This window comes from Microcoleus sp. A2-C3, assembly GCF_036706065.1.
Lineage (GTDB): Bacteria > Cyanobacteriota > Cyanobacteriia > Cyanobacteriales > Microcoleaceae > Microcoleus.
The window spans coordinates 1-23,170 of record NZ_JAUBVX010000049.1; the positions used below are offsets into that span (position 1 = coordinate 1).

Annotated in this window: 13 protein-coding genes; 7 read left to right on the top strand and 6 right to left on the bottom strand. The window is 45.5% G+C overall.

Translation table 11 applies throughout. The annotated features are described in order from the left end of the window. Positions 1 to 118: 118 nt before the first annotated feature. The 3 genes from glcD to QUB66_RS22850 form a co-directional block, all read right to left on the bottom strand. Positions 119 to 1,594 carry a glycolate oxidase subunit GlcD gene (glcD, locus tag QUB66_RS22840; protein ID WP_265234214.1) on the bottom strand — a complete coding sequence of 492 codons (1,476 nt, stop codon included), beginning with the start codon at positions 1,592 to 1,594 and terminating at the stop codon, positions 119 to 121. Positions 1,595 to 1,607: 13 nt separating this feature from the next. Then, on the bottom strand, positions 1,608 to 2,492 hold the full coding sequence (locus QUB66_RS22845; protein ID WP_265234215.1) for a DUF6671 family protein: 885 nt from the start codon (positions 2,490 to 2,492) through the stop codon (positions 1,608 to 1,610). Positions 2,493 to 2,558: 66 nt separating this feature from the next. Next, positions 2,559 to 2,951 (bottom strand): transporter, encoded by a 393-nt coding sequence (locus QUB66_RS22850; RefSeq protein WP_265234216.1) that lies wholly within the window; start codon positions 2,949 to 2,951, stop codon positions 2,559 to 2,561. A 159-nt stretch (positions 2,952 to 3,110) separates the two neighbouring features. Between QUB66_RS22850 and QUB66_RS22855 the strand changes: the two genes are divergently transcribed. Then, positions 3,111 to 4,289, top strand: a complete 1,179-nt coding sequence (locus QUB66_RS22855; RefSeq protein WP_332969847.1) for a glycosyltransferase family 2 protein — start codon at positions 3,111 to 3,113, stop codon at positions 4,287 to 4,289. A gap of 129 nt (positions 4,290 to 4,418) precedes the next feature. Then, on the top strand, positions 4,419 to 5,099 hold the full coding sequence (locus QUB66_RS22860) for a class I SAM-dependent methyltransferase (RefSeq protein WP_332969848.1): 681 nt from the start codon (positions 4,419 to 4,421) through the stop codon (positions 5,097 to 5,099). Positions 5,100 to 5,352: 253 nt separating this feature from the next. On the opposite strand, the gene QUB66_RS22865 is transcribed toward QUB66_RS22860, so the two are convergent. Further along, positions 5,353 to 7,302 (bottom strand): hypothetical protein, encoded by a 1,950-nt coding sequence (locus QUB66_RS22865; protein WP_332969849.1) that lies wholly within the window; start codon positions 7,300 to 7,302, stop codon positions 5,353 to 5,355. Positions 7,303 to 7,677: 375 nt separating this feature from the next. Between QUB66_RS22865 and QUB66_RS22870 the strand changes: the two genes are divergently transcribed. Both QUB66_RS22870 and QUB66_RS22875 read left to right on the top strand, forming a co-directional pair. After that, a complete protein-coding gene (locus tag QUB66_RS22870; RefSeq protein WP_332969850.1) occupies positions 7,678 to 7,980 on the top strand; it encodes a hypothetical protein in 303 nt (100 codons plus the stop codon). Between the two features lie 98 nt (positions 7,981 to 8,078). Beyond that, on the top strand, positions 8,079 to 8,348 hold the full coding sequence (locus QUB66_RS22875) for a hypothetical protein (protein WP_265234221.1): 270 nt from the start codon (positions 8,079 to 8,081) through the stop codon (positions 8,346 to 8,348). A gap of 380 nt (positions 8,349 to 8,728) precedes the next feature. On the opposite strand, the gene QUB66_RS22880 is transcribed toward QUB66_RS22875, so the two are convergent. Both QUB66_RS22880 and QUB66_RS22885 read right to left on the bottom strand, forming a co-directional pair. Then, a complete protein-coding gene (locus QUB66_RS22880) occupies positions 8,729 to 9,424 on the bottom strand; it encodes a potassium channel family protein (protein WP_265234222.1) in 696 nt (231 codons plus the stop codon). 138 nt (positions 9,425 to 9,562) lie between these two features. Next, positions 9,563 to 10,897, bottom strand: a complete 1,335-nt coding sequence (locus QUB66_RS22885) for a TrkH family potassium uptake protein (RefSeq protein WP_265234223.1) — start codon at positions 10,895 to 10,897, stop codon at positions 9,563 to 9,565. Between the two features lie 217 nt (positions 10,898 to 11,114). Here QUB66_RS22885 and QUB66_RS22890 point away from each other — a divergent pair, with 217 nt between their 5' ends. The 3 genes from QUB66_RS22890 (at position 11,115) to QUB66_RS22900 (ending at position 23,114) form a co-directional block, all read left to right on the top strand. After that, a complete protein-coding gene (locus QUB66_RS22890; RefSeq protein ID WP_332969851.1) occupies positions 11,115 to 12,026 on the top strand; it encodes a methyltransferase domain-containing protein in 912 nt (303 codons plus the stop codon). A gap of 145 nt (positions 12,027 to 12,171) precedes the next feature. Continuing rightward, positions 12,172 to 13,167 (top strand): homogentisate phytyltransferase, encoded by a 996-nt coding sequence (locus tag QUB66_RS22895; RefSeq protein ID WP_332969852.1) that lies wholly within the window; start codon positions 12,172 to 12,174, stop codon positions 13,165 to 13,167. A 194-nt stretch (positions 13,168 to 13,361) separates the two neighbouring features. Further along, complete coding sequence (locus tag QUB66_RS22900) at positions 13,362 to 23,114, top strand: tetratricopeptide repeat protein (RefSeq protein WP_332969853.1); 9,753 nt, start codon at positions 13,362 to 13,364, stop codon at positions 23,112 to 23,114. The last annotated feature ends 56 nt before the right edge of the window (positions 23,115 to 23,170 follow it).

Below are 23,170 nucleotides of genomic sequence, written 5' to 3' on the forward strand. Positions count from 1 at the left end.
CTAATGTCATATCACGCTATGGCAAACACTTCTCTAATCATAACGTACTCTGATCCTTTCCTTCAGGGCACTACCCAGATGCAGACGGCGGTTTCAACCGCCGTCTGCATCTGCGGAATTAAAAAACCTCCACACCCTCCAACTTCTTCATAGTTTCAACCTTGGCATTAGCCGCTTCCCCGCAAGTTTTCGGCGTCGGAAACATCTTTCCAGGATTCGCCAAACCTTTCGGATTAAACACATGACGCACCCACTGCATCGTCTCCAAATCTACCTCCGAAAACATATCCGGCATAAAACACTTCTTATCAGCACCTATCCCGTGTTCCCCCGAAAGACTGCCGCCGACTTTCACGCACAGCCTGAGAATTTCTCCGCCCAATTCTTCCACCTTTTCCAGCGCACCTTTTACCGAGTTATCGTACAAAATCAGCGGGTGCAAATTCCCATCTCCCGCGTGAAATACATTCGCAATTCGGTAGCCGTATTTCTCGCTCAAACCCTCAATTTCTTTCAAAACATAAGCCATTTGCGTGCGCGGAATTACGCCGTCTTGCACATAATAATCCGGGCTGAGATGACCCGCCGCCGCAAAAGCAGCTTTCCGCCCTTTCCAAATTTTCAGCCGCGTTTCCAAGTCATGGGCCGTAGTGATATTTCGCGCTCCATTTTGCTTGCAAATATCAGCGATTCGCTGCTTATTTGTAGCAACTTCCACTTCTAAACCGTCTATTTCTATCAGTAAAATTGCCGCCGCATCGCGGGGATAACATCCTGTTGCTACTACATCTTCCACAGCATTGATGCTGATATTGTCCATGATTTCCATGCCGCCGGGAATAATCCCAGCGCTGATAATATCGGAAACCGATTCGCCCGCTGCTTCAATGCTGGGAAAATCCGCTAACAGAACACAAATCGATTCCGGCGCTTTCAGAATTCGCAGAGTCACTTCTGTAGCGATTCCTAAAGTGCCTTCGGAACCGACAAATACACCAGTTAAATCGTAACCGGGCATTTCGGGAATTTCGCCGCCGACATCGACAATCGAACCGTCGGGAAGTACCAATTTTAATCCTAAAACGTGATTGGTTGTGACTCCATATTTCAGGCAGTGCACGCCGCCAGAATTTTCGGCAACGTTGCCGCCAATCGAGCATATAATTTGACTGGAAGGGTCAGGTGCATAGTAGAAACCTGCGCCGCTAACTGCTTGCGTTACCCAGTTATTAATTACTCCCGGTTGTACGACTACTTGCTGATTTTCTAAGTCTACTTTCAGGATTTTTCGCATCAGGGCTGTGACAATCAGCACGCAGTTTTCTACGGGTAAAGCGCCGCCGGAAAGCCCGGTTCCTGCGCCTCTAGCTACCCAGGGAATGGAATTGCGATCGCATATTTTGACCGCATTTGCCACTTCCTCGGTAGTTCGTGGCAATACCACCAGGGCGGGGCGCTGGCGGTAGCTGGCGAGTCCGTCGCACTCGTATACAATCAATTCTTCACGGCGCTGCACTACGCCGTTTTTGCCGACTACAGCCTCAAATTCTTTAATAACGGGTTTCCAGTTGCGTTCGGTTGCTACGGCTATCATTAGTAACTTAATTTTAAGGGTTGCAATACTGACACTGAGCTGGATCGGCAGTCTCTCGACCGTCGGGAAACAGTTCTTCTTTAGTATAACCGCAGTTTTTGCATTGATAAATTGTCGATCGCACTAACTGACTCGGAAAATAGCAAAGTCCGCAGGGCAACCCGATTTTCCTCTCAGCAATCTCGAATCCCGGCCAACCGCACTCCGGGCAGAATTGCTGGAATTTTTTAACTAAATCGAGAGTTGCATTTTGGATATTTTTCATCCGAGTTGGATTGTACATCGCCCGCATATCTGTTTCGACATGAACTCGACCAGTTGAAGACTTGTTTAAGCCGGCTGATACAGCATCAAAAAGTTGTTTTTCTGTCGTAATGCCCTTGACAATTTCACCATTACCGAGTCCTGCCTCGCCAACTATAACCACCATTCCGTGTTCGGGAAATCCAGCTTGTTTAGCAAAATTATCTGCTTCTTCTATACTCGAAACTAACTGGTGACTGTAATTAGTTTCCACCGACAAAGATTCACCGATTAGTTCTAGATTGTTGTCTCGATCTAATAAAATTACGATTTCTCTATTAGCTGCCAGATACGGCATCATTGGATGAGGGCCGAAAGTGCCTTCGCTAGCAAAAGCCAGAGTTTCGCCCGCAATCTCTAGAGCTTTTTCTGCTTTCAACCGTGCTGCTTCTATTTGAGTACCTAAACGTTTAACTTCTCTGGTGAAGGTGCCGAAGATGTCAGTATCAAAATCCGCAGGTACTAGGATTGTTACGCCTAATTCTCGTTCCAAAATAGGAGCAATCACCCGTTCTTTTTGGTGCATCGTAGCAAGAACAGCCGTGCGATTTATTAATAATTCACTGCAATTCACATACTCAGAAATATTCGACATAGAGCAGCATCATTTCATAACACAAGACTCAGATACACCCCGATAAATTTCAAATCTCAAATGGTATTAATTACCTCCAGCCACTCCCCCAGCTTGACCTCTGAGTACAAAAATTACTCCCGTCATAATTAGCCCCACGCCTACCAACCGCAGCGGTGGCAAAGGTTCATGGAATACAATTTTACCGCCCAAAACAGTAAACAAGTAACTAATTGACAGCAAAGGCGAGACTATGCTAATGTTGGCGCGAGACAAAACTACGATAAAGCCGATCGAAGAAACTGCATACAAACACAGGCCTGCAACTATCAAAGGCTGAGTTGCCATTGCGAGCACTTTTTCCACTAAATTAGCAGCGCCAATGGGCCCTAAGATTTTTGCTCCTGCTTTCAGACTAAATTGACCCACCACACTGCACAAAATAGCAGCGAGCAAAACCAGAAAAACGCCTCTATTCATAAGTTCACTAACCTATATTACTACAAGCAAAAATTGCCATTCCCAAAAACCTGGAAAACTTTAATTAAGTTTTGTTGAGTTTTCTTCACCACTAATAATTTAAGCATACATACTGGAAAAGTAAGTATTGTCGATCGCCAGCAACAGTAAAACAAACATATGGCAGAGCAGACCAACGCCAGCGGGGAATACACTCTCGAACTCTCGATACTCATGCCCTGCCTCAACGAAGCAGAAACTTTAGAAATCTGTATCGAGAAGGCGCAGAAGTCTCTGCGCGAACTTGATATTGCCGGCGAAGTAATCATAGCAGACAACGGCAGCACTGACGGTTCTCAAGATATCGCTACCAGAATGGGGGCGCGAGTCGTACCCGTAGCAGCCAAAGGCTACGGCAGCGCCCTGATGGGGGGCATCATCGCAGCGCGCGGAGTTTATATTATCATGGGCGACGCTGACGACAGCTACGACTTTTCCAACCTCGGCGCCTTTGTCGAAAAATTGCGGGGAGGCTGTGATTTAGTCATGGGAAACCGCTTTCAAGGAGGCATCAAACCGGGGGCAATGCCACCGCTGCACAGATATTTAGGAAATCCCGTGCTGACATGGGTTGGACAGTTATTCTTTTCAAGTCCCGCCGGGGATTTTCACTGCGGATTGCGGGGTTTTAGGAGAGACTCAATTTTGAAACTCGACTTGCAAACAACGGGTATGGAATTTGCCAGCGAAATGGTTGTCAAGGCATCTCTGTACAAGTTGGGAATCACTGAAGTCCCAACGGTACTCTCTCCCGACGGCCGCACCAGGCCACCGCACCTGCGAACTTGGCGAGATGGCTGGCGGCACCTCAGATTTTTGCTGCTGTACAGTCCCCGGTGGTTGTTTCTGTATCCCGGTGCAGCCCTGATGATTTTGGGTCTAATTGTTAGCATTTGGCTGTTGCCCGGTACTCAAAAAATCGGGAGTATCAACTTTGATGTAAATACACTGCTGTATGCTGCGATCGCAATTATCGTCGGTTTTCAAGCAGTAACTTTCGCCTTCTTCACCAAAGTTTTCGCCATCAGCGAGAAACTGCTGCCCGAAGACCCCAAACTCAACAAAATATTTCGCTATGTCACCCTAGAGACAGGATTAATATTCGGAGTCACGCTAATATTAATCGGAATAATTGGCTCGTTCTTGTCATTAACTATTTGGAGCGATACAGCTTTCGGTTCTCTAGACCCTTCTAAAACTCTCCGTTTAGTTATTCCTTCGCTCACTTGCCTGACAGTAGGTTTACAGATGGTTCTGTCCAGCTTTTTTCTCAGCGTGCTGGGCTTGAAGCGCAGATAAAATAATTAAATCTCAAATCTTGTTACAACTTTCATGAAGATGATTTGAATACCTAAAAAGCTGTGTTAAATCTCTCGATAAAAATCAGGATTTACCCATGTTGCCAGTACATCCAAAACCTCAAATCCTATGACAGTAACCGAAAAAAACTCCAGCGAGTATATTGGCCCAAAACTAGGCGGTTTCGCAACTAAACTATCTTGGTACGCCCGCCAAAAAATGTTCGATTTGCTGATGGCATTAGCCAATCCCAGCGGCGACACAACTGTGCTGGATGTAGGAGTAACTTCCGACCGCCGCGAAGATTGCAATTTCTTTGAAAAACTCTATCCGTACCCTCAAAAAATTACCGCAGTCGGCATGGAAGATGCTGCCTTTTTAGAACAAGAATATCCCGGTTTAAAATACGTCCGTTCTGACGGGTTAACTTTACCATTTCCCGACAAAAGTTTTGATTTAGTCGTGAGTTTTGCCGTAATCGAACACGTCGGCAATAGGACTCAGCAAAAAGCTTTTATTCGGGAACTTTGCCGCGTCGGCAAAACTTGCTGCATCACCACTCCCAACCGCTGGTATCCAGTAGAATTTCACACTGCTGTTCCCCTAATACACTGGTTTCCCGCCTCTTGGTTTCGAGCTTTGTTGAGATTGCTCGGCAAGCACTTTTTCGCCAAAGAGGAGAATCTCAACCTTTTATCCGAGAAAGATGTGTTAAAGATGCTGCCAGCAGATGCTCAAGTTTCTACCAGACATTTCCGGCTTCTCGGTTTGATATCCAATCTGCTCTTTTATGTAAAAAATCCCATTTGATATCATGTCCGAGTTTATCTCGCAATACGCTTGGGATCAGAGATTCCAACAGGGAAAACCTATGAAAAATACACACTGCGATTGCTTCGTTCCTCTCTTCGGACAATCTTAAATGAACCGTATTGAGTTATCTCCTCGATACGGCGGTACTACCATATTACGGTTAATTGACCGGACATGATATAACACTTCGACTACGCGAACGTGCAAGCTGTCAACTGTCAACTGTCAACTCACTAGGCACTTTACTTGATCATTTAGTTCCCAAATCCAGCACAAAATTTTCTCCGTCTTCATAAAGTTTTTTTCGAGTTTTTGCAAGTTCCTGCACGTTATCCCGAAAGTCGTGAGAGAGTTGTGCTTGCAGTCGAAACCAAGATGACAATCCAGGCCCCGAAGTATCTACATCTGCGGGATGATTGAGACTCCAAGACGAATAAGCTATGTATCGAATAGATTTTGAAACTAAATAGTTGGCTAAGGCTTCAGGGCCTTTGAATGCAGGCATACCGGGAGGCAAACTCGCTCCCCCCGGCCAGTCTGCTAGGAAAATTTGATTGCGTTTGAAATCGAGGATAAAAGGTGCATCTAATCTTGTTAAAACTGTTTCTCCCTGTGGCACAGACTCCTGCATTGCTACGTACTGCGACTTTTGCTTTGCTGTAACTAACGATGGATTTGTTAGCCCAAATTGAATATTTTTCACATAAGCTGAATAAGTCTGTTTAGTGAGAGCCCAGTCATAGCTAATTGCCAACCCCGCACAAAATACAGCAACAATAAAAAAGTTGGCTACTCCGTTTTTATTTAATGCTCCCGTGTCGGTCATTGCTACCGTGATCAATATTAAAATTGCTGGGAAAAGGTGAGAAAACGAATAGCGAAAAGGGTCAGCATTTTCAGTAAGTATGCCTACAGCAATTGTCGCCAATCCCGCTGCAATTGTCATAGATAAAACTGCTTGGCGGTTCGAGAACGAGGGTTTTTCGGGTAAATTGCCAAAATTTAGAGGTCGGATGCTCAAGCTCAAACAGCCGAGCAATATCAGTATAATAATGTAAATGCCTCGGAAAGATGCGATCGCAGTTTTAGCAGTACCCAATAGTGTCGAACCTGATTTGAAGGTGATGCCGTAGGCGGAGGCGTGATAGCCTTTTCCTAAAAGAGGATACATTAAAGTGCCTGACGATTGATACATAGAAATCATCCAAGGCAACAGAAATATTCCGACTAACACTGTTGTCAGCACTAATTCAAGTACAATTTTTTGTTTTGATTGAGATCTAAAAAAGGAGAAAATGTAGCTCGCTGCCAACAGAAAGACACAGGCGGGAATTAGGGATGATTTTAAGGCACAAATTGCCGCACCAATTAAAGCTAATATACAAGCATTGGCCGCCCAATGGTTGCGCTCTATTTCTTTGCTATCAAGCGTCCTGAACAAACTTACAAATAATGCGACTGGCAGCATCATACTTGTAGTATTAGCTTTGGGAACTGCAATCAAAAGCAAGAATAAAATAGTGAATAAGATCCGTTTGGTTGAGGCTGTATTTTCTTTTAAAAATCCCAGAATTAGTCCGACAGTAATTATCAGGGGCAAAGCGGGGTCGATGAGGTTTAAATTAGTGTCGGAAAGCCCGCTTAAAATCAATGTATGGAGAAATGATTGCCCACCCAAAGATGTTATTCTTCGTTCGCTGAAAGGGTCTGGACCCATCGAACCGAGTTGCAGCATTTTGTGGGGAAATACTAAGTAGGCGTGGTAGTCGTCGCTGGTATTAAATCCGTCAGCATAGACCATGTTTGCAAAGTTGAGTCTACCTGTATAAAGCCATCCAGCATATTGGATTAAAATCAGTAGACTAACTATGGCAATGCCTGCTAAGATGATTTTATCTTGGCGGCATTCTTGAAATAGCTGCAAGATATTGCTAATAATTAATTGTCTATGATTTACTAAATCTACTAGACAGTAAATGAGTCCTAAACCTAAAAAAATTAGAATTGTGGTTTGGGAAATAGTCCAGGTTGCATTTAAGATGCCGCCAATTATAACGCTAAAAGCTAGACCCCAAGCGGCTCTTTGTCCCCAGTCAATTCGCTGGTTGGGAAACAGGATGTGGTTGAGGACTTTTCCCCAACCTATGAGGGATAGTAGCAGGCAAATACCGTAGGAAAATGAGATGAGGTATGACATCATTGCTCGTAGGAGTTTTATCTATTAAATAGTTAACTTTTGAAGTGATTAGTTGTCAAGTATTTGCGGTTTTGCTCTGGAGCGTTTTTGATTATACAATACGGTGTTATTATCGTCAATTTATTGTCAATACTTCGGACAGTTTTAGATCTAGTCGAGTGTCCGCAACCCAGACTGGCTATATTGTGGACTATTATTTCAAGGTTTAAGTGCAGCGCTAAGTTTCCTAAAATGCGTTAAAAATGGCAGGGCTTCCTCGCCCTCGGCTTACAGGGCCGTTAAAAAACTGTCCGAACTATTGTATTGTGGATTATTTATATTAATTAATGGTGGGAAAAAAGGCGGTTAATCGCTTGGGAATTTATTTTTAAGTTAGAGATGGGGAAGAAAAGACCGATCGCACACTCGAACACAAAAAAGTCGATCGCCCGAACAGCAATCTCCTCTGTTGTTCGATCGAGGGAAAGGCTAGCGGGGCGATCGCATTTTACTGATTTTCGTCGGCTGTTGAGTCTGCCGGATCAAAGCGATCGTCTTCGTTGGATTCGCCCGCGTAGGGCAGGCTTTTCTGCCGTTTTACGGCGTGGGAGCATCATTACTTCTGCCGAAAGCAAAATTCCCAAATTCTGCCTTCAGCGGAGCTACTTTATGCCTTCGGAGAGAGTCAAAGCTAAAAATTAAACAAGTCTTGCCACAGCGGATCAATTACCTAACATTAAATTTTATCAGAATTAATGGTACATTTCCGAATCTTTGAGGTATCGTTACAATATGCTCAGATGCCATATGTAAAAAAAATTGATGGGGTAAAAACCATGATCGCAAGTTGCTTAATTCCGTTTACGCTCTGCTTGATTGCTGGGCTGGTGACTGCTGGGACTGATAACAAAACGCTAGACGGGATTCCGGCTCCCATAGCTGCAATTATTGGGGTGTGTTCGTTAATTTGGTTTTTCGCGGTGTGTCCTTGGCCTGTTGAACTCGCTCTAGTCTTGGCGGTGCTGGTTTTGGGCAAAGCTTACCTGCAAGATATTTTGAAAGTAGACTGAATTCTCAGGGCTAGCGCTCCTCAAGTTGGGGGAGGGTTCACGGGTGCTTCTACTTCCTGGAAAAAATTCGCTTTTGGTGATTGTTTCGGTTGTGTTTTCAGAGGAATCTGCAACTGCCAAAGCAACCCCAGCATTGGTAAAATTCAATTTAGGATCGCGAATTAAATCACTTACAATTTAAATTGTGATTGTGGGATGTCCCGCCCGTCCAGAAAGGGCAGAAAAGGCGGGACACCCCATAAACTTGTGTGAATTATTTAATGCGCGATCCTTAGATATTTCGGTTGAAAATTTATAAGATCAATGTGGTTGTTAGATCGCACATAATATAAGGTGCGCAATGCGCACCCTACATATCGAGCAAGTCAAATGGCGAGATGTTAAATTGGCAAGCGATTGATATCTTTATTAGAACCAATTACTACCATCACTTCGCCGTTTTTCAAGCGTTCGTTTGGCTGGGGATTGATCTCGAACTTGTCGGCGCGACCAACTGCTAGCAAGTTCAAACCGTACCGGCGCCGGAGATCCAAATCGGCAATGGTTTTGCCGTCAAACTTTTCAGGAACGAGCAACTCGACAATGCTGTGATCTGGGTCGAGGTCAAAGCGTTCTAAAATGCTGGGTTTTGTAAGAATCCGAGCCAAAGAGCAGCCCATTTCTCGTTCGGGAAAAACTACATGATCGGCGCCGACTTTTTTCAAAATTTTCAAATGAGTTTCCGAGGAAGCTTTGGCTATTACGTGAGTTACCCCGCCTTCCTTAAGATTTAGGGTGGTGGTAATGCTTTCTGCTAGGTAATTGCCGATCGCCACAATCACTGTTTCAAATTCAAATATACCCGCTCCCCTAAGAGCGCTAGGCTCAGTAGAATCTAACTGCACAACGTGAGCAGCTATACGATCGTTCAAAGCTTGAGTTACTTTTTTTTCGTCGGTGTCAACCCCGAGGACTTCGTAACCCAAGTCATGCAAGGTCGAACACACAGCTTTGCCGAAGCGTCCCAAACCAATAACGGCAAACTGCTTGTTTTCGGCGCGCAAACCGCTAAAAAAATTCAAAGATGACAGGTTCACTGAATATCCAGCGCTGAGCGTCTTGCTGTTTAAATTGTAGCAAAGACAGCGCCGCCTCCTTTTGATTTTTAGGTAAATAGTAAAAGTTGATTTGGGTTGTCACCCATTGTTTAGATTATCAGCAATAAGGCAAATTTTTTATCCAACTAACAAACTTTCCTCAACATATTTAAAAGCTCTGGGTTTGGGGTCGCCGACAGCGGCACTCATCAGCAGCAGCACCCCAACCCGACCTATGTACATTGTAGCAATCAAAACCAACTTGCCTAGCACTGAAATCTTAGCTGTAATCCCTGCGGAAAGACCGACAGTGGCAAAAGCTGACACGGCTTCAAGCAAAACTTTGATAAAGTCTAGTTCGGGATTGGTTAGCTGAATTAAAATTGCAGATGTGAAGGTGACTAATAGGGAACCGAAGACTACGCTAATGGTTTTCAAAATCATTGCTGGCGGGATTTGACGCTGATAGCACTGCACATCTTCCTGGCCTTCGAGAACTGCTGCGGTACAGCTAAACAAGATCCTAAAAGTTGTGGTTTTGATGCCGCCGCCGGTGCTGCCGGGACTGGCACCGATAAACATTAGGGCGATCGTTATAAATAGCGCTGCGTCGCTCATTTTGCCAATGTCAATTGTATTAAACCCCGCCGTGCGGGGAGTAACAGATTGAAACCAAGCTGCCATTACCCTTTGCGGAAAATTCAGAGAACCGAAAGTTGCCGGATTGTTGTATTCCAGTACCAAAAAGATTAGCGTTCCTAAAATTAAAAGGGCAACAGTGGTACTGGTAACAACTTTGAAGTTTAGGGAAAAAACTGTGCATACCGGGCTTTTGTTGAAGCGAGCGCGCAGCCACAGGTACATTTCCATAATTACTTGATAACCGATTCCCCCAAATATGATTAAACCGGTGACTGTGAAGTTAATCAGAGGCGAACTGACGTAGCGAGTAAAACTATCTGAGTAGAGGCTAAAGCCGGCGTTGTTAAAGGCATTAACGCTGTGGAATACGGCAGACCAGAGACCGTCTTTAAATCCGTATTCTGGGACAAAAACGGACATTAGCAAAAAAACTCCAGTTAATTCAAACAAAACGGTTGTTGCTAGAATTGACTGCACGAGTTGCACTACGCCGGCTAGCCCGGATTTGTCAAGTGATTGTTGCAGGGCAATTTTGTCTTTTAAGCCAAAGCGGCGGCCCAATAACAGTAGCAAGAAGGTTGTGGCTGTCATGTAGCCCAAGCCTCCTATTTGCACCAATAAAACTAGGCACAGTTGCCCCCAAAAAGAGTAATATTTTCCGACATCCACAACCGACAAGCCTGTGACGCAGACAGCGGAAGTAGAGGTAAAGATTGCTGTGACTGGATCGCTCCAAGTTCCATCACTTGTGGAAAAGGGCATCATCAGTAATAGAGCACCTAGGATAATGACGGCGAGAAAGCCCAAGCAAATGGTTCGCGAGACAGTCATTCGATTTTAGATTTTAGATTGGGGATTTTGGATTTTTTTGATTGGCGATTTGAGAGGGGATCTGCAAATCGATAAATCGATTTTTTTGATTGGCGATTTGAGAGGGGATCTGCAAATCGATATCTGTTTGCGGTTTTGTGCGATCGCCCAAAACCGGAAAAGATGACAACATCGGGAAAATAACGGTAGAATTCCTTTAATAACTTGCGATCGTGCGATGACATCAACACTTTACCAGCAAATTCAGGAACTCTACGACGCTTCTAGCGGTTTGTGGGAGCAGGTGTGGGGCGAACATATGCACCACGGCTACTACGGCGCAGATGGCAATTTGAAAAAAGAGCGCCGACAGGCTCAGATAGATTTGATCGAAGAACTGCTGGGTTGGGCTGGAGTGCCGTCAAATCAGGCACTCTGTGAACCTTACCGCATTTTGGATGTCGGTTGCGGGATTGGTGGCAGTACGCTGTATTTAACCGAAAAGTTTGGTTCGATCGCGCAAAATAATTTAAAGTCGGATGGTGGGGTCGATCGGGTGACAGCCACCGGCATTACGCTGAGTCCGGTACAGGCCAATAGAGCGATCGAACGTGCTAAAATCGCTGGACTGGAAAGTAATGTTAACTTTTTGGTAGCAGATGCTTTAAATATGCCTTTTCCTGACGAGTCCTTCGACTTGGTTTGGTCACTCGAAAGTGGCGAACATATGCCCGACAAAATTAAGTTTTTGCAGGAATGTTGCCGCGTGCTCAAGCCGGGAGGAACTTTGATTTTGGCGACTTGGTGCCACCGCCCGCTGGGAGAAACGGCGGGAGAATTAACAGATGCAGAGAGAAAGGAGTTGGCAGAAATTTACCGGGTTTATGCTTTGCCTTACGTGATTTCTTTGCCGGAATATGAGGAAATTGTCCGCAGTTTGCCTTTCACAAGTATTCGCAGTGCTGATTGGTCAAAAGCTGTTGCTCCTTTTTGGGATGTGGTGATCGATTCTGCTTTGACTCCGAGCGCGATTTGGGGTTTGCTGACAAGCGGTTGGACTACTATTCAAGCTGCTCTTGCTCTCGGATTAATGAGCAGGGGATATCAGAGCGGATTGATTCGTTTCGGGCTGATTTGTGCTGTAAAATAAATCTGAGGGAAGAAGGAAGAGGGAAGAGGGAAGAAGGAAGAGGGAAGAGGGTTCTGTCGATGATATTTCTGGCGGCAAGTTCAATTAAGTAAGGTGGATAATTTTCACCTTACTTAATATTATTTCTGGTGCGTTTGTAGGAATTATGGGAAACGATTCGATTGGTAAGTCTTGGATTGATGAAAATGGCCAGGCTCCGCAAAGCTGGGTGAGGGCATTTTGGGAGTTTTCTCGGCCGCATACGATTATCGGGACTACGTTGAGTGTAATGGCTTTGTATGCGATCGCCCAAAGCACCCGATTGTTTGCCAATCCGATATTTCTGCCACTAGCTTTTGCCTGGTTGGCTTGCATTTGTGGCAATATTTATATTGTGGGATTGAACCAGTTAGAAGATGTTGAAATTGATCAGATTAATAAGCCGTATTTGCCGATCGCCTCTGGAGCGTTTTCTCGCAAAACTGGCGAATTAATTGTAAGTGTAACCGGAATCCTAGCAGTTGTGACTGCTATTTTACAAGGCCCGTTTTTGCTGGCTACAGTTGGGGTGAGTTTGGTAATCGGGACTGCTTATTCTCTGCCGCCAATTCGGCTGAAACGGTTTCCTTTTTGGGCGGCGCTGTGCATTTTTACGGTGCGTGGGGCGATCGTCAATTTAGGTCTGTTTCTGCACTTTAATTGGGTTTTGGGCTTGGGAAAGGCGAAAAACGCTTTCTCTGGCTGGAGTTTGGATAGCGCGTCTTTGGCAATTCCGGCGGAAGTTTGGGTGCTGACGGTGTTTGTGATTGTGTTTACTTTTGCGATCGCCATTTTCAAAGATATCCCTGACATGGAGGGCGACAAGCAATACAATATTACTACGTTTACGATCGAGCTGGGCAAAGCGGCTGTCTTTAATTTGTCTCGCTGGGTGTTGACGGTTTGCTATTTGGGCGCGACTTTAGCCGGAGTAGTCACATTGTCTAATGTTAATTTAGTATTTCTGGCAGTTGCTCATTTCGTGGCTTTGGGTTTGATGTGGTTTTGGAGTGTCAAAGTTAATTTGGACGAGCAGAAAGAAATTGCCGATTTTTATCAGTTTATCTGGAAGTTGTTTTTCTTAGAATATTTGATTTTTCCCGCAGCTTGTTTGTTAGGATAAAAGAAGGAAGTTCGGCAGCGAGCAATGTACGGGATGTAACGGATTTCATGGAGGTCATTTCAGAACCCTTTTTGTAATCACTTTAATAAATTTAACGAATTTAAAGAGGTTGAGGGAAGAAAGAAGGAATAGTTAACAGATTGAAATAAGTTGGTAATGACAAGTTAGCGAACTCCCAAATAACAAAGACAACTATGGCTTCTAAGAAAAAATCGCAAAAATCTGCCGTCAAAATGCGTGCTGAAGATTCTTTGAACATAGCTTGGACACATCATCAAGCGGGGCGTTTGTTAGAAGCTGAAAATTTGTACCGGCAAATCGTGGAAGTGCAGCCGGAGTCAGCAAACGTGTTGTGTTTGTTGGGAATAGCAGTCAGACAGCAGGGAAAAGTGGCTGAGGCGATCGACTTTTACGATCGCGCGATCGCCCAAAACCCCGATTTTGTAGAAGCACATTTAAACAAAGCCCATGTTTTGATGGATGTCGGCGACAGTCAAAGGGCGATCGCCAGTTACGAACAAGTCATCCAACTTTCACCAAATACCGCACTAGCATACAATAATTTGGGCTGGATCAAACAGCAATTGGGCGAAATCGACTCGGCAATTTCATATTATCAAACAGCGCTCAAACTCGACCCAAACCTGGTTGAAGCCGCCCACAATTTAGGAAAAATATTTACAGAAAAAAATCAACTCAACGATGCAGCAGCCTGTTATTTACACGCTTTAAAAATTAATCCTAAATTGACATATTCTCTGCTAGGCTTGGGCAGAGTTTTGCAGCAGCAAGGTAAATTAACCGAAGCTTTCAACTACTACCAGCAAGCTTTAGAAATAGAACCGCACAATCCCGACGCGCAAAACAATATCGGAGCATTTTACCACGAACAAGGCAATACAAAAACAGCCATAGACCACTACCGACAAGCATTAAGCTTAAAGCCCGACTTCGTGGATGCTATTAACAACCTCGCCCACGCTTTAGTAGATTTAGGAGAATTTCAAGAGGCTTTTACTTGTCACCGTCGAGCCTTGGAATTGCAGCCAGACAACGCCATCGCACACCTGGAATTAGCCTTAAGTTTGCTATTGTTCGGAGATTATCAGCGCGGTTTTGCTGAATACGAGTGGCGGTGGCGCACTCCGACACTACAACCGAGGCAATTTCAACAGCCGCTTTGGGATGGTTCCGATTTGCATTCTAAAACTATTTTACTCCACGTTGAGCAAGGTCTGGGCGATTCGATTCAGTTTATTCGCTACGCGCCGATTCTTCGCAGCCGAGGCGCTAAAGTCATCGTGGCTTGCTATCAAGAACTGATGCGGTTGTTTGCGACTGTTGCCGGCATTGAATATTTATCAGTTAGTTTTGAGGGTTTACCAGTATTTGACTTTCACGTACCGCTGATGAGTTTACCCAGAATTTTGGGGACAACTCTCGAAACAATACCCGCAAATGTTCCTTATTTGAGTCCGCCTGCTGAGTGCAAGTTTGCGCTGGCTTCTGATGCAAAATTTAAGGTGGGAATTGTGTGGGCGGGGAGTCCAAAACGGCGGAAAGATAATCAGCGCTCTTGCAATTTAAGCGATTTTATTCAATTTTTGGATGTGCCAGGAATCGCTTTTTATAGTTTACAAAAAAACTTGTCGGAGTGCGATCGCACTTTATTACACCAGCATCTAGTCCCGGATTTGAGTCCGCATCTGATCGATTTTGCTGATACGGCTTCTGCTATATCTCAATTGGATTTAGTAATTACTGTTGATACATCGGTGGCGCACTTGGCTGGTGCTTTGGGAAAACCAGTTTGGGTGCTGCTGTCTTTTGCTCCTGACTGGCGCTGGCTGCTGGAGCGCGAAGACAATCCTTGGTATCCAACTGCAAGGCTTTTTCGCCAGAGTCAGCCGGAAAGTTGGCAAGAATTGTTTGATGATGTGCACGCGGCTTTGAGTTTATTTGCGATCGCAAATTCTGGTACTTTTGCCGATATTTCTGTCGAGGATGCTGCGAAAAATCAGCCACTGGAATTGACAGCTACCAGCCCGGTTGAGGAGAGTAAACAAGTATTTGCGATCGCGGGCGAAGCGTTAGCGACTGACTCACCAGTCAAGGATTCGCAGGGGATTGAGACATCTCTGGCGATCGCAAATTCGCTGATTTTAGAGGATTTATTGCGACAAGCAGAACATTTAATGGAAACAGGCGATAAGCAAGAAGCGATCGCCCTTTATGATCAAATAATATCTCTCGATCCAAATTGCGTGCAAGCGCGGATTAACTTTGGTTTTCTCAAACAAGAAAATGGCGAATTAGATGCAGCTATCCCGCATTATCAAGAAGCTTTAGCGATCGCTCCAAACATCCCTCAAACAGCTTACAACTTAGCCAAAATTTTTGAGGAACAAGGTAAAGTGGAAGATGCGATCGCGCATTACGAACAAGCTCTGATTGCTGAACCGGATTTCGTGCCTGCACTGATTAATTTAGCGGTGGCGCTGCAAGAAAAGGGGGAACTTTTAAGGGCGCTCGATCTGTACCGGCGGGCGCTGGAAATTCATCCCCATAGCTGGGAAGCTTACAACAATCTGGCAACTGTTTTGCAAGAACAGGGCAATTTAGAAGAGGCACTGGAGTATTATCACAAAGCTCTGGAATTGCTGCCGGACTTTGTGGAAGCTATCAACAATTTAGGCAGAACTTTTCTGGAAAAAGGCGTAGTTGAAGATGCGATAGCCTGCTACAGACGGGCGATTTATTTGAATCCAAATCATGCTAGCGCTCACCTGAATTTGTCCTTGGCTTTGCTGTTGGCCGGAGACTTGGAAAATGGTCTCACCGAATATGAATGGCGCTGGACAATTCAAGAATTTAAAACTAGCCATTCCTGTTTTTTGACGGCACAGGGAAATACACTTTCAGCAAGAGAATACCGGCCACTGTGGGATGGTTCCGATTTGCAGGGAAAGACTGTTTTACTGCACGCTGAACAAGGTTTAGGCGATTCGATTCAGTTTATTCGCTACATTGCGATCGTCAAACAGCAAGGTGGCAAGGTAATTGTTGACTGTTATCCACAATTGCGCCGTTTGTTTGCCATGATTGATGGCATTGATTTGCTCATAGTTAGAGGTGAACCTCTGCCGGAATTTGATGTGCAAGTGCCGATGTTGAGTTTACCCTATGTTCTCGGTACAAAACTGGCAACAATTCCGGCAACTACTGCTTATTTATCTCCGCCTGCGGGTGCTGAATTTGCGCTTTTGCCCGATCGCAATTTGAAAGTTGGGATTGTCTGGGCGGGGAATCCCAAACACCGCAAAAATACACAGCGTTCTTGCAGTTTGAGCAAGTTTCTGCCGCTTTTGGACGTTTCGGGGGTAACTTTTTACAGCTTGCAGAAAGAGGTTTTAGAGGCAGATCGCGCGCTGTTGAATCAAACTCCGATCGTCGATTTGAGCCCGCATTTTGGGGATTTGGCCGATACTGCGGCTGCGATCGCCAAACTGGATTTAGTGATTACTGTCGATACCGCTGTCGCCCATTTGGCGGGCGCTTTGGGCAAACCAGTGTGGATTTTGCTGGCGTTTTCCCCGGATTGGCGATGGTTGTTGGAGCGCGAAGACAGTCCTTGGTATCCGACGGCGCGGCTGTTCCGCCAACGGGAAAGGGGGGACTGGCAGGGGGTTTTTGAGCGGGTGGCGGAGGCTCTAGGCGCTGTTTCCGCAGCATTTGTGCCCTCGGATGCGGCGAATGCAGAGTTTCGCGAGGGTCGAAATTTGCAGGTGCAGGGCAATTTTGCTGGTGCGATCGAATGTTATCAGCGGGCGATCGCGATCGATCCAAATTACGCGGCAGCCCACAGCAATTTAGGCGTTGTCAAACAGCAAAGCGGGCGGTTGACAGAGGCGATCGCGCACTACCAACAAGCGCTAGAAATCGACGGGAATTTGGCGGAAACTGCGAGCAATTTGGGCAGCGCGCTGGCGGAAGCAGGGGAGACAGCACAGGCGATCGCACAATACCAGCGGGCGCTGTCTTTGAACCCGAATTGCGCCGAAGCGATGATTAATTTGGGGCTACTGCGGGAAGAAGAAGGGAAGGTGGCGGAGGCTTGTTCGCTTTACCAGCAAGCGATTAAAGTCAATCCTGATTGCGCTGTGGCTTATTTGAATTTGGGCATTGCTTTGGAGGAACAAGGGGAGGAAACGGGCGCGAATTACGATCGCGCGATCGCGAATTACGAAAGGGCGATCGAGCTCGATCCCAATTATTTGGACGCTTTGCACAACTTAGCATACGCCTCGATCCGGCAGGGCCGAGTTGCAGATGCGATCGCGTATTACGATCGAGCTCTGGCGCTGCAACCCGATTTGGCAGCAACCGATCTGGCGATCGGGAGTTGGCTGTCCAACCAAGATCAATTAGATGAGGCTCTAGCCTTTTGCCAGCAAGGGATTCAAAAATATCCAGCCAGTGCGGGCGCTCACTGCAATCTGGCAATTGTCTTGCACAAACAAGGTAAAATTCAAGATGCGATCGCCTGCTATCAGCAAGCTTTGAGCCTGAAACCCGACTTTCCCGAAGCTTTGAACAATCTCGCTAAAGCTTTTGAGGAAGCGGGAAAAACCACGGAGGCGATGGATTGTTACAATCGGGCGATCGAACTCAAACCCGGTTATCTTAATTCCCTCAACGGTTTAGGAAACATTTTGCACCAAAGCGGACAATTTGCCGGTGCTGTCACCTATTACGATCGAGCAGTTGAATTCAATATCGCCAACCCCGAATCTCACCTAAATTTAGCTTTAGCATTGCTGCTTGCGGGAGATTTTAAACGCGGTTTTACAGAGTACGAATCGCGGCTGGTAGTTGAAAAAAAACAGTTCCCGCAATACAACTTTCTCCAACCGATTTGGGACGGAAAAGATTTGGATGGAAAAACAATTTTGCTCTGCCCAGAACAGGGTTTAGGCGATGCAATTCAATTTATTCGCTACGCAGAATTAGTCAAGCAAAAAGGCTGCCGAGTAATTGTTTGGTGTTTGCCGCACTTGCAGCACTTGTTTGCACGAGTTGCGGGAATTGATCAGTTAATAATTAGTCCAGAAGCAGCACCGGATTTTCAAGTTCGCGCGCACCTCATGAGTTTGCCGCACCTTCTGGGAACAACTTTAGAAAGTATACCCGCCCAAGTTCCTTATTTAGCTCCGCCTCCCGACGGGGAATTTACTTTGAGGCAAACAGCCAATTTGAAAGTAGGCATTGTCTGGTGTGGCAATACTAACAATTCCCAAAATAAACTGCGATCGTTCCCGCTCAATTTGTTAGCCAAAATATTAGATATTCCCGGAGCAGATTTTTACAGTTTGCAAAAGGAAATAACAGCAGAAGAACGCGCTTTGTTAGAGCAAATGCCTGTCACAGATTTAAGCTCTTATTTGCACGATTTTGCCGATACAGCGGCCGCAATATCGGCTCTGGATTTAGTGATTTCGGTGGATACTTCTGTGGCGCACTTGGCCGGTGCTTTGGGCAAACCTGTGTGGATTTTGCTGTGTTTTGTGCCGGATTGGCGGTGGATGTTGGAACGGGAAGATAGTCCTTGGTATCCGACGGCGCGACTGTTTCGTCAGTCAACAGCGGGGGATTGGGAAGGCGTTTTAGAACGGGCTGTATTGGCGCTGAAAGAAAAAATTAGCCAGCATCAAGAAGCTCGCCCGCCAATAGCAACTCAGCCCAATATTCAGTTGGCTAAGAAACAGTTCGATCGCGGAAATCTGCTGAAGTCGCAAGGAAGGCTTGCTGAGGCGATCGCATATTTTAAGAATGCTTTGGTTTTGCAGCCAGATTCGATCGAGTCCGCTACTAATTTGGCAGTGACGCTGCACCAAACAGGGGATTTAGCCGAAGCTGCGACGTATTATCAGCGCGCGATCGAAATTGACCCGAACTGCGCTCAAGCGCAAAATAACTTGGGTATTTTGCTGCAAGATCGGGGGAATATAGCCGAGGCTGTAGTTTGCTTTCAAAAGGCGATCGCCCTAAATCCCGTTTATGTCAAAGCCCTGAACAATCTCGGCGCGACTCTCCAGCAGCAGGGAGAGTTCCAAAGTGCGATCGCCTGTTTTAATCAAGCACTTTCCATCAATGCCAATTACGTGCCGGCTATCGTAAATTTGGGCGCGGCAATGCAAGCAACAAATCAGCTAGAAGAAGCTAAACGCCTTTATTGTCTGTCAATTGAGATAGAACCTGACAGCGCCACAGGACATTATCACCTGGGAAATTTGTTCTTAGAAATGCACCAATTCGATCGAGCTGCGGTTAGCTTAGAAAAAGCCATAACCTTACAGCCAAATTATGTGGAAGCGCTGAATAATTTAGGCACAGTTTTAGAAGCAAATCACGAAATAGACAGGGCAATTTCATGTTACAATCAAGCTATTAGTTACGACAAAAATTGTGCAAAATCTCACTTCAATTTATCCTTGGCGCTGCTGTTAACAGGTGACTTGCCTCGCGGTTTTGCAGAGTACGAATGGCGCTGGCAAACCGATCAAGCAAAGAAAATACAGTGGTTGAATTTCGATCGGCCGATTTGGGACGGTTCAGATTTGCACGGAAAAACTATTTTGATTCGCTGTGAACAAGGTTTGGGTGACGCAATTCAATTTGTGCGCTACGCGGCAATCGTGCAGCAAAAAGGCGGCAAAGTAATCCTTTCTTGCTATCAAGAACTCAAGCGTTTATTCAAGCAGATTCCTGGTATCGAAAAAGTGGCGGTGCGGATGGACGAATTGCCCGATTTTCAAGTGCAAGTACCGCTGATGAGTTTGCCGCACATTCTGGGAACAAATTTAGAAAATATACCCGCAAATGTTCCTTATTTAGCAGCGCCTCCAAATTGGCAATTTTCCCTAAATGCCGATAGCAATTTCAAAGTGGGGATTGTGTGGGCGGGAAGTTCGGAACATTTGAAGGATTTTCAGCGATCGAGTTATTTAAGCTATTTTCTGAAATTGTTAGATATTGCGGGCGTAAGTTTTTATAGTATTCAGAAAGAATTATCTGCGGGCGATCGCATTTTGTTAAATCAAACTTCCGTAATAGATTTGAGCGAAAATTTGAACGATTTCGCTGATACTGCGGCGGTGATATCACAACTGGATTTAGTAATTTCTGTTGATACTGCTGTGGCGCATTTAGCCGGTGCTTTGGGCAAACCCGTCTGGATTATGCTCTCTTTCGTACCCGATTGGCGGTGGATGTTGCAGCGCGAAGACAGCCCTTGGTATCCCACTGCGCGGTTGTTTCGGCAGGAAACAGCGGGTGATTGGGAGGGTGTTTGCGATCGCGTAAAAATAGCTTTACAAGAGTTAACAAAATCCTTGATTGCGAGTGAAACATCGCCATCGCCGAGTCTTGTCTCTGCCCAAAAACTGACAGCAGTTGATATAGATTTTCACATAGCAAATGCCTTACGAAAACAAGGGAAACAAGCTGAAGCCGCCAGTCGTTACGAGCAAGTAATTGTCGCCTCACCAAACCACGCAGAAGCTCACAGTTATTTAGGTTATTTTAAACAAGAAAACGGGCAAATATCCGAGGCTATTTCCCACTATAACCAAGCCCTAAAAACCAATCCCAATCTCAGCGAAACCAACTTATACTTGGGTTCCGCCCTCGAAGAAGAGGGACAAGTCGCAGAGGCGATCGAATTCTACAATAAAGCAATTCAACTATGTCCCGAATCACCAAATTGGCGTTTGAGACTAGCCTTAGCTTTGCTCTTAACTGGAAATTTTGAGCGCGGGTTTGCGGAGTACGAATCGCGCTGGCAAACTCAAGAATTGGAGCCCCGATATTTCGATCAACCGCTTTGGGACGGTTCCGATTTGCAGGGGAAAACAATATTATTGCACCCAGAACAAGGTTTGGGCGACACGATTCATTTTATCCGCTACGCATCTTTAGTTAAACAAAAAGGTGGCAAAGTTGTTGTGGCTTGTCATCTATCGCTGAAGCGTTTGTTTGAAAAAGTTGCAGGGATAGATATTGTAGCAACAAAGCCGCCAGATTTGCCTGATTTTCAAGTACAAGCGCCACTAATGAGTTTGCCCCGAATTTTGGGAACGACTTTGGAAAATATGCCTGTAAATATTCCTTATTTGACAGTGCCAGAGGATTGTAAATTTTCCCTAGAATCAAACAATCAGCTAAAAGTAGGTATTGTGTGGGCTGGTGGGCCGCTGCACCGCAAGAACAATGATCGATCGTGTAAGTTGAGCGATTTTGTGAAGTTTTTAGATGTTCCGGGAGTTAGTTTTTACAGCCTGCAAAAAGATTTACCAGCGAGGGATTACGCTTTATTAAATCAACAGCAAGTTCAAGATTTGAGCAAGCATTGCGTTGATTTTGCCGACACCGCAGCGATTATTTCCCAACTGGATTTAGTAATTTGCGTAGATACTTCTGTGGCGCATTTAGCCGGTGCGTTGGGCAAACCGGTGTGGATTTTGCTGTCTTTCGTGGCCGATTGGCGGTGGATGCTCGATCGCGAAGACAGCCCTTGGTATCCCACTGTGCGGTTGTTCAGGCAGTCAAAACCCGGTGATTGGGATGCCGTGGGCGATCGCATAAAAGCAGCACTGCAAAACCTAATTTCTAATTCTAAAAAGGCAGAAGCGACAACGCCCCTACAAACCCTGGCCGGGGCGGGCACGGGGGCACCGCCCCTACAAATTCCCCCAGAAACCCCGCCAAAAATAACAGGAATCGGCATCAGTTGGCCGCTCAGCCTCACCAGCGGCTGGGGAATTTACGGCATGAATTTAACACTGCAACTGCTGCGAAATCCCGCCTGGGAAGTGGCACTTTTAGTCCCGCCATCCATCACCTCAGAATCGCTCAATCCGCTGCACAAATCGCTGTTATTACCCCTAATAGAAAAGCAGAAACATTTTCAAGAATTAGTAACCGCGAATTATGACAAACAAATCGCTTTTAACTTTCCCGTACTTTACGGTTTGGGGAATAATTTAGTAACGTCAGGAGTAGAGAATCAACTTACCAGCGCTTGTCAAGTAGGAGTCATATTTTTTGAAGACACGCGCATCACAGCAGAAGCCGTAGAAAAAGCGAAAAAATATAGCGTGATTGTCGCCGGCTCTAACTGGAATGCGGATGTTTTGCGAAGCTGTGGCTTGACGAATGTGGCGATGGTAAATCAAGGAATTGACCCGACAATTTTCCATCCTGCACCCAAATCTAATCTATTTGGCGATCGCTTCGTGATATTCTCCGGTGGTAAACTAGAATATCGCAAAGGCCAAGACATAGTAATTGCCGCTTTCAAACAATTTCGCGCCCGCCATCCAGAGGCATTATTACTAACAGCGTGGCACAACTTTTGGCCTCAATATATGCTGGGAATGGAACAAACCGGAAACGTTACCGGACTTCCCAATATTAACCGCGATGGAAGTTTAGGAATATCCCAATGGTTGGCAGCCAACGGTTTACCGATTGACTCTTTTATCGACATCGGCTTAATACCCAATCACCTCGCGGGACAAATTTTGCGAGAAGCCGACTGCGCCGTTTTTACCAACCGCTGCGAAGGTGGCACTAATTTAGTCGCAATGGAAAGTATGGCCTGCGGAATTCCGACTATTTTATCAGCAAATACTGGTCATTTAGACTTGATTTACAGCAACATTTGCTATCCTTTATCGCATCAGGGACAAGTTAAACCTACTGCTCATTTTGCTGGTGTCGAAGGTTGGGGAGAGTCTGATGTTGCAGAAATTGTTGATGCTTTGGAGCAAGTTTATAATAATCGCGAAGTTGCCAAAAATCGCGGTTTAGCTGCGGCAAATTTTATGCTGGATTGGACTTGGAAAAAACAGGTTAATCGATTTCTTGATGTTATTACTCTTTTGTAGGGTGCGCAATGCGCACCCTACGAGAATTAATATCATTTCAATTTTTGAAACCGGTG

Excerpts from the sequence above, each read along its gene's own strand:
- glcD (WP_265234214.1), bottom strand. The coding sequence starts at position 1,594 with ATGATAGCCGTAGCAACCGAACGCAACTGGAAACCCGTTATTAAAGAA.
- QUB66_RS22845 (WP_265234215.1), bottom strand. The coding sequence starts at position 2,492 with ATGTCGAATATTTCTGAGTATGTGAATTGCAGTGAATTATTAATAAAT.
- QUB66_RS22850 (WP_265234216.1), bottom strand. The coding sequence starts at position 2,951 with ATGAATAGAGGCGTTTTTCTGGTTTTGCTCGCTGCTATTTTGTGCAGT.
- QUB66_RS22855 (WP_332969847.1), top strand. The coding sequence starts at position 3,111 with ATGGCAGAGCAGACCAACGCCAGCGGGGAATACACTCTCGAACTCTCG.
- QUB66_RS22860 (WP_332969848.1), top strand. The coding sequence starts at position 4,419 with ATGACAGTAACCGAAAAAAACTCCAGCGAGTATATTGGCCCAAAACTA.
- QUB66_RS22865 (WP_332969849.1), bottom strand. The coding sequence starts at position 7,302 with ATGATGTCATACCTCATCTCATTTTCCTACGGTATTTGCCTGCTACTA.
- QUB66_RS22870 (WP_332969850.1), top strand. The coding sequence starts at position 7,678 with ATGGGGAAGAAAAGACCGATCGCACACTCGAACACAAAAAAGTCGATC.
- QUB66_RS22875 (WP_265234221.1), top strand. The coding sequence starts at position 8,079 with ATGCCATATGTAAAAAAAATTGATGGGGTAAAAACCATGATCGCAAGT.
- QUB66_RS22885 (WP_265234223.1), bottom strand. The coding sequence starts at position 10,897 with ATGACTGTCTCGCGAACCATTTGCTTGGGCTTTCTCGCCGTCATTATC.
- QUB66_RS22890 (WP_332969851.1), top strand. The coding sequence starts at position 11,115 with ATGACATCAACACTTTACCAGCAAATTCAGGAACTCTACGACGCTTCT.
- QUB66_RS22895 (WP_332969852.1), top strand. The coding sequence starts at position 12,172 with ATGGGAAACGATTCGATTGGTAAGTCTTGGATTGATGAAAATGGCCAG.
- QUB66_RS22900 (WP_332969853.1), top strand. The coding sequence starts at position 13,362 with ATGGCTTCTAAGAAAAAATCGCAAAAATCTGCCGTCAAAATGCGTGCT.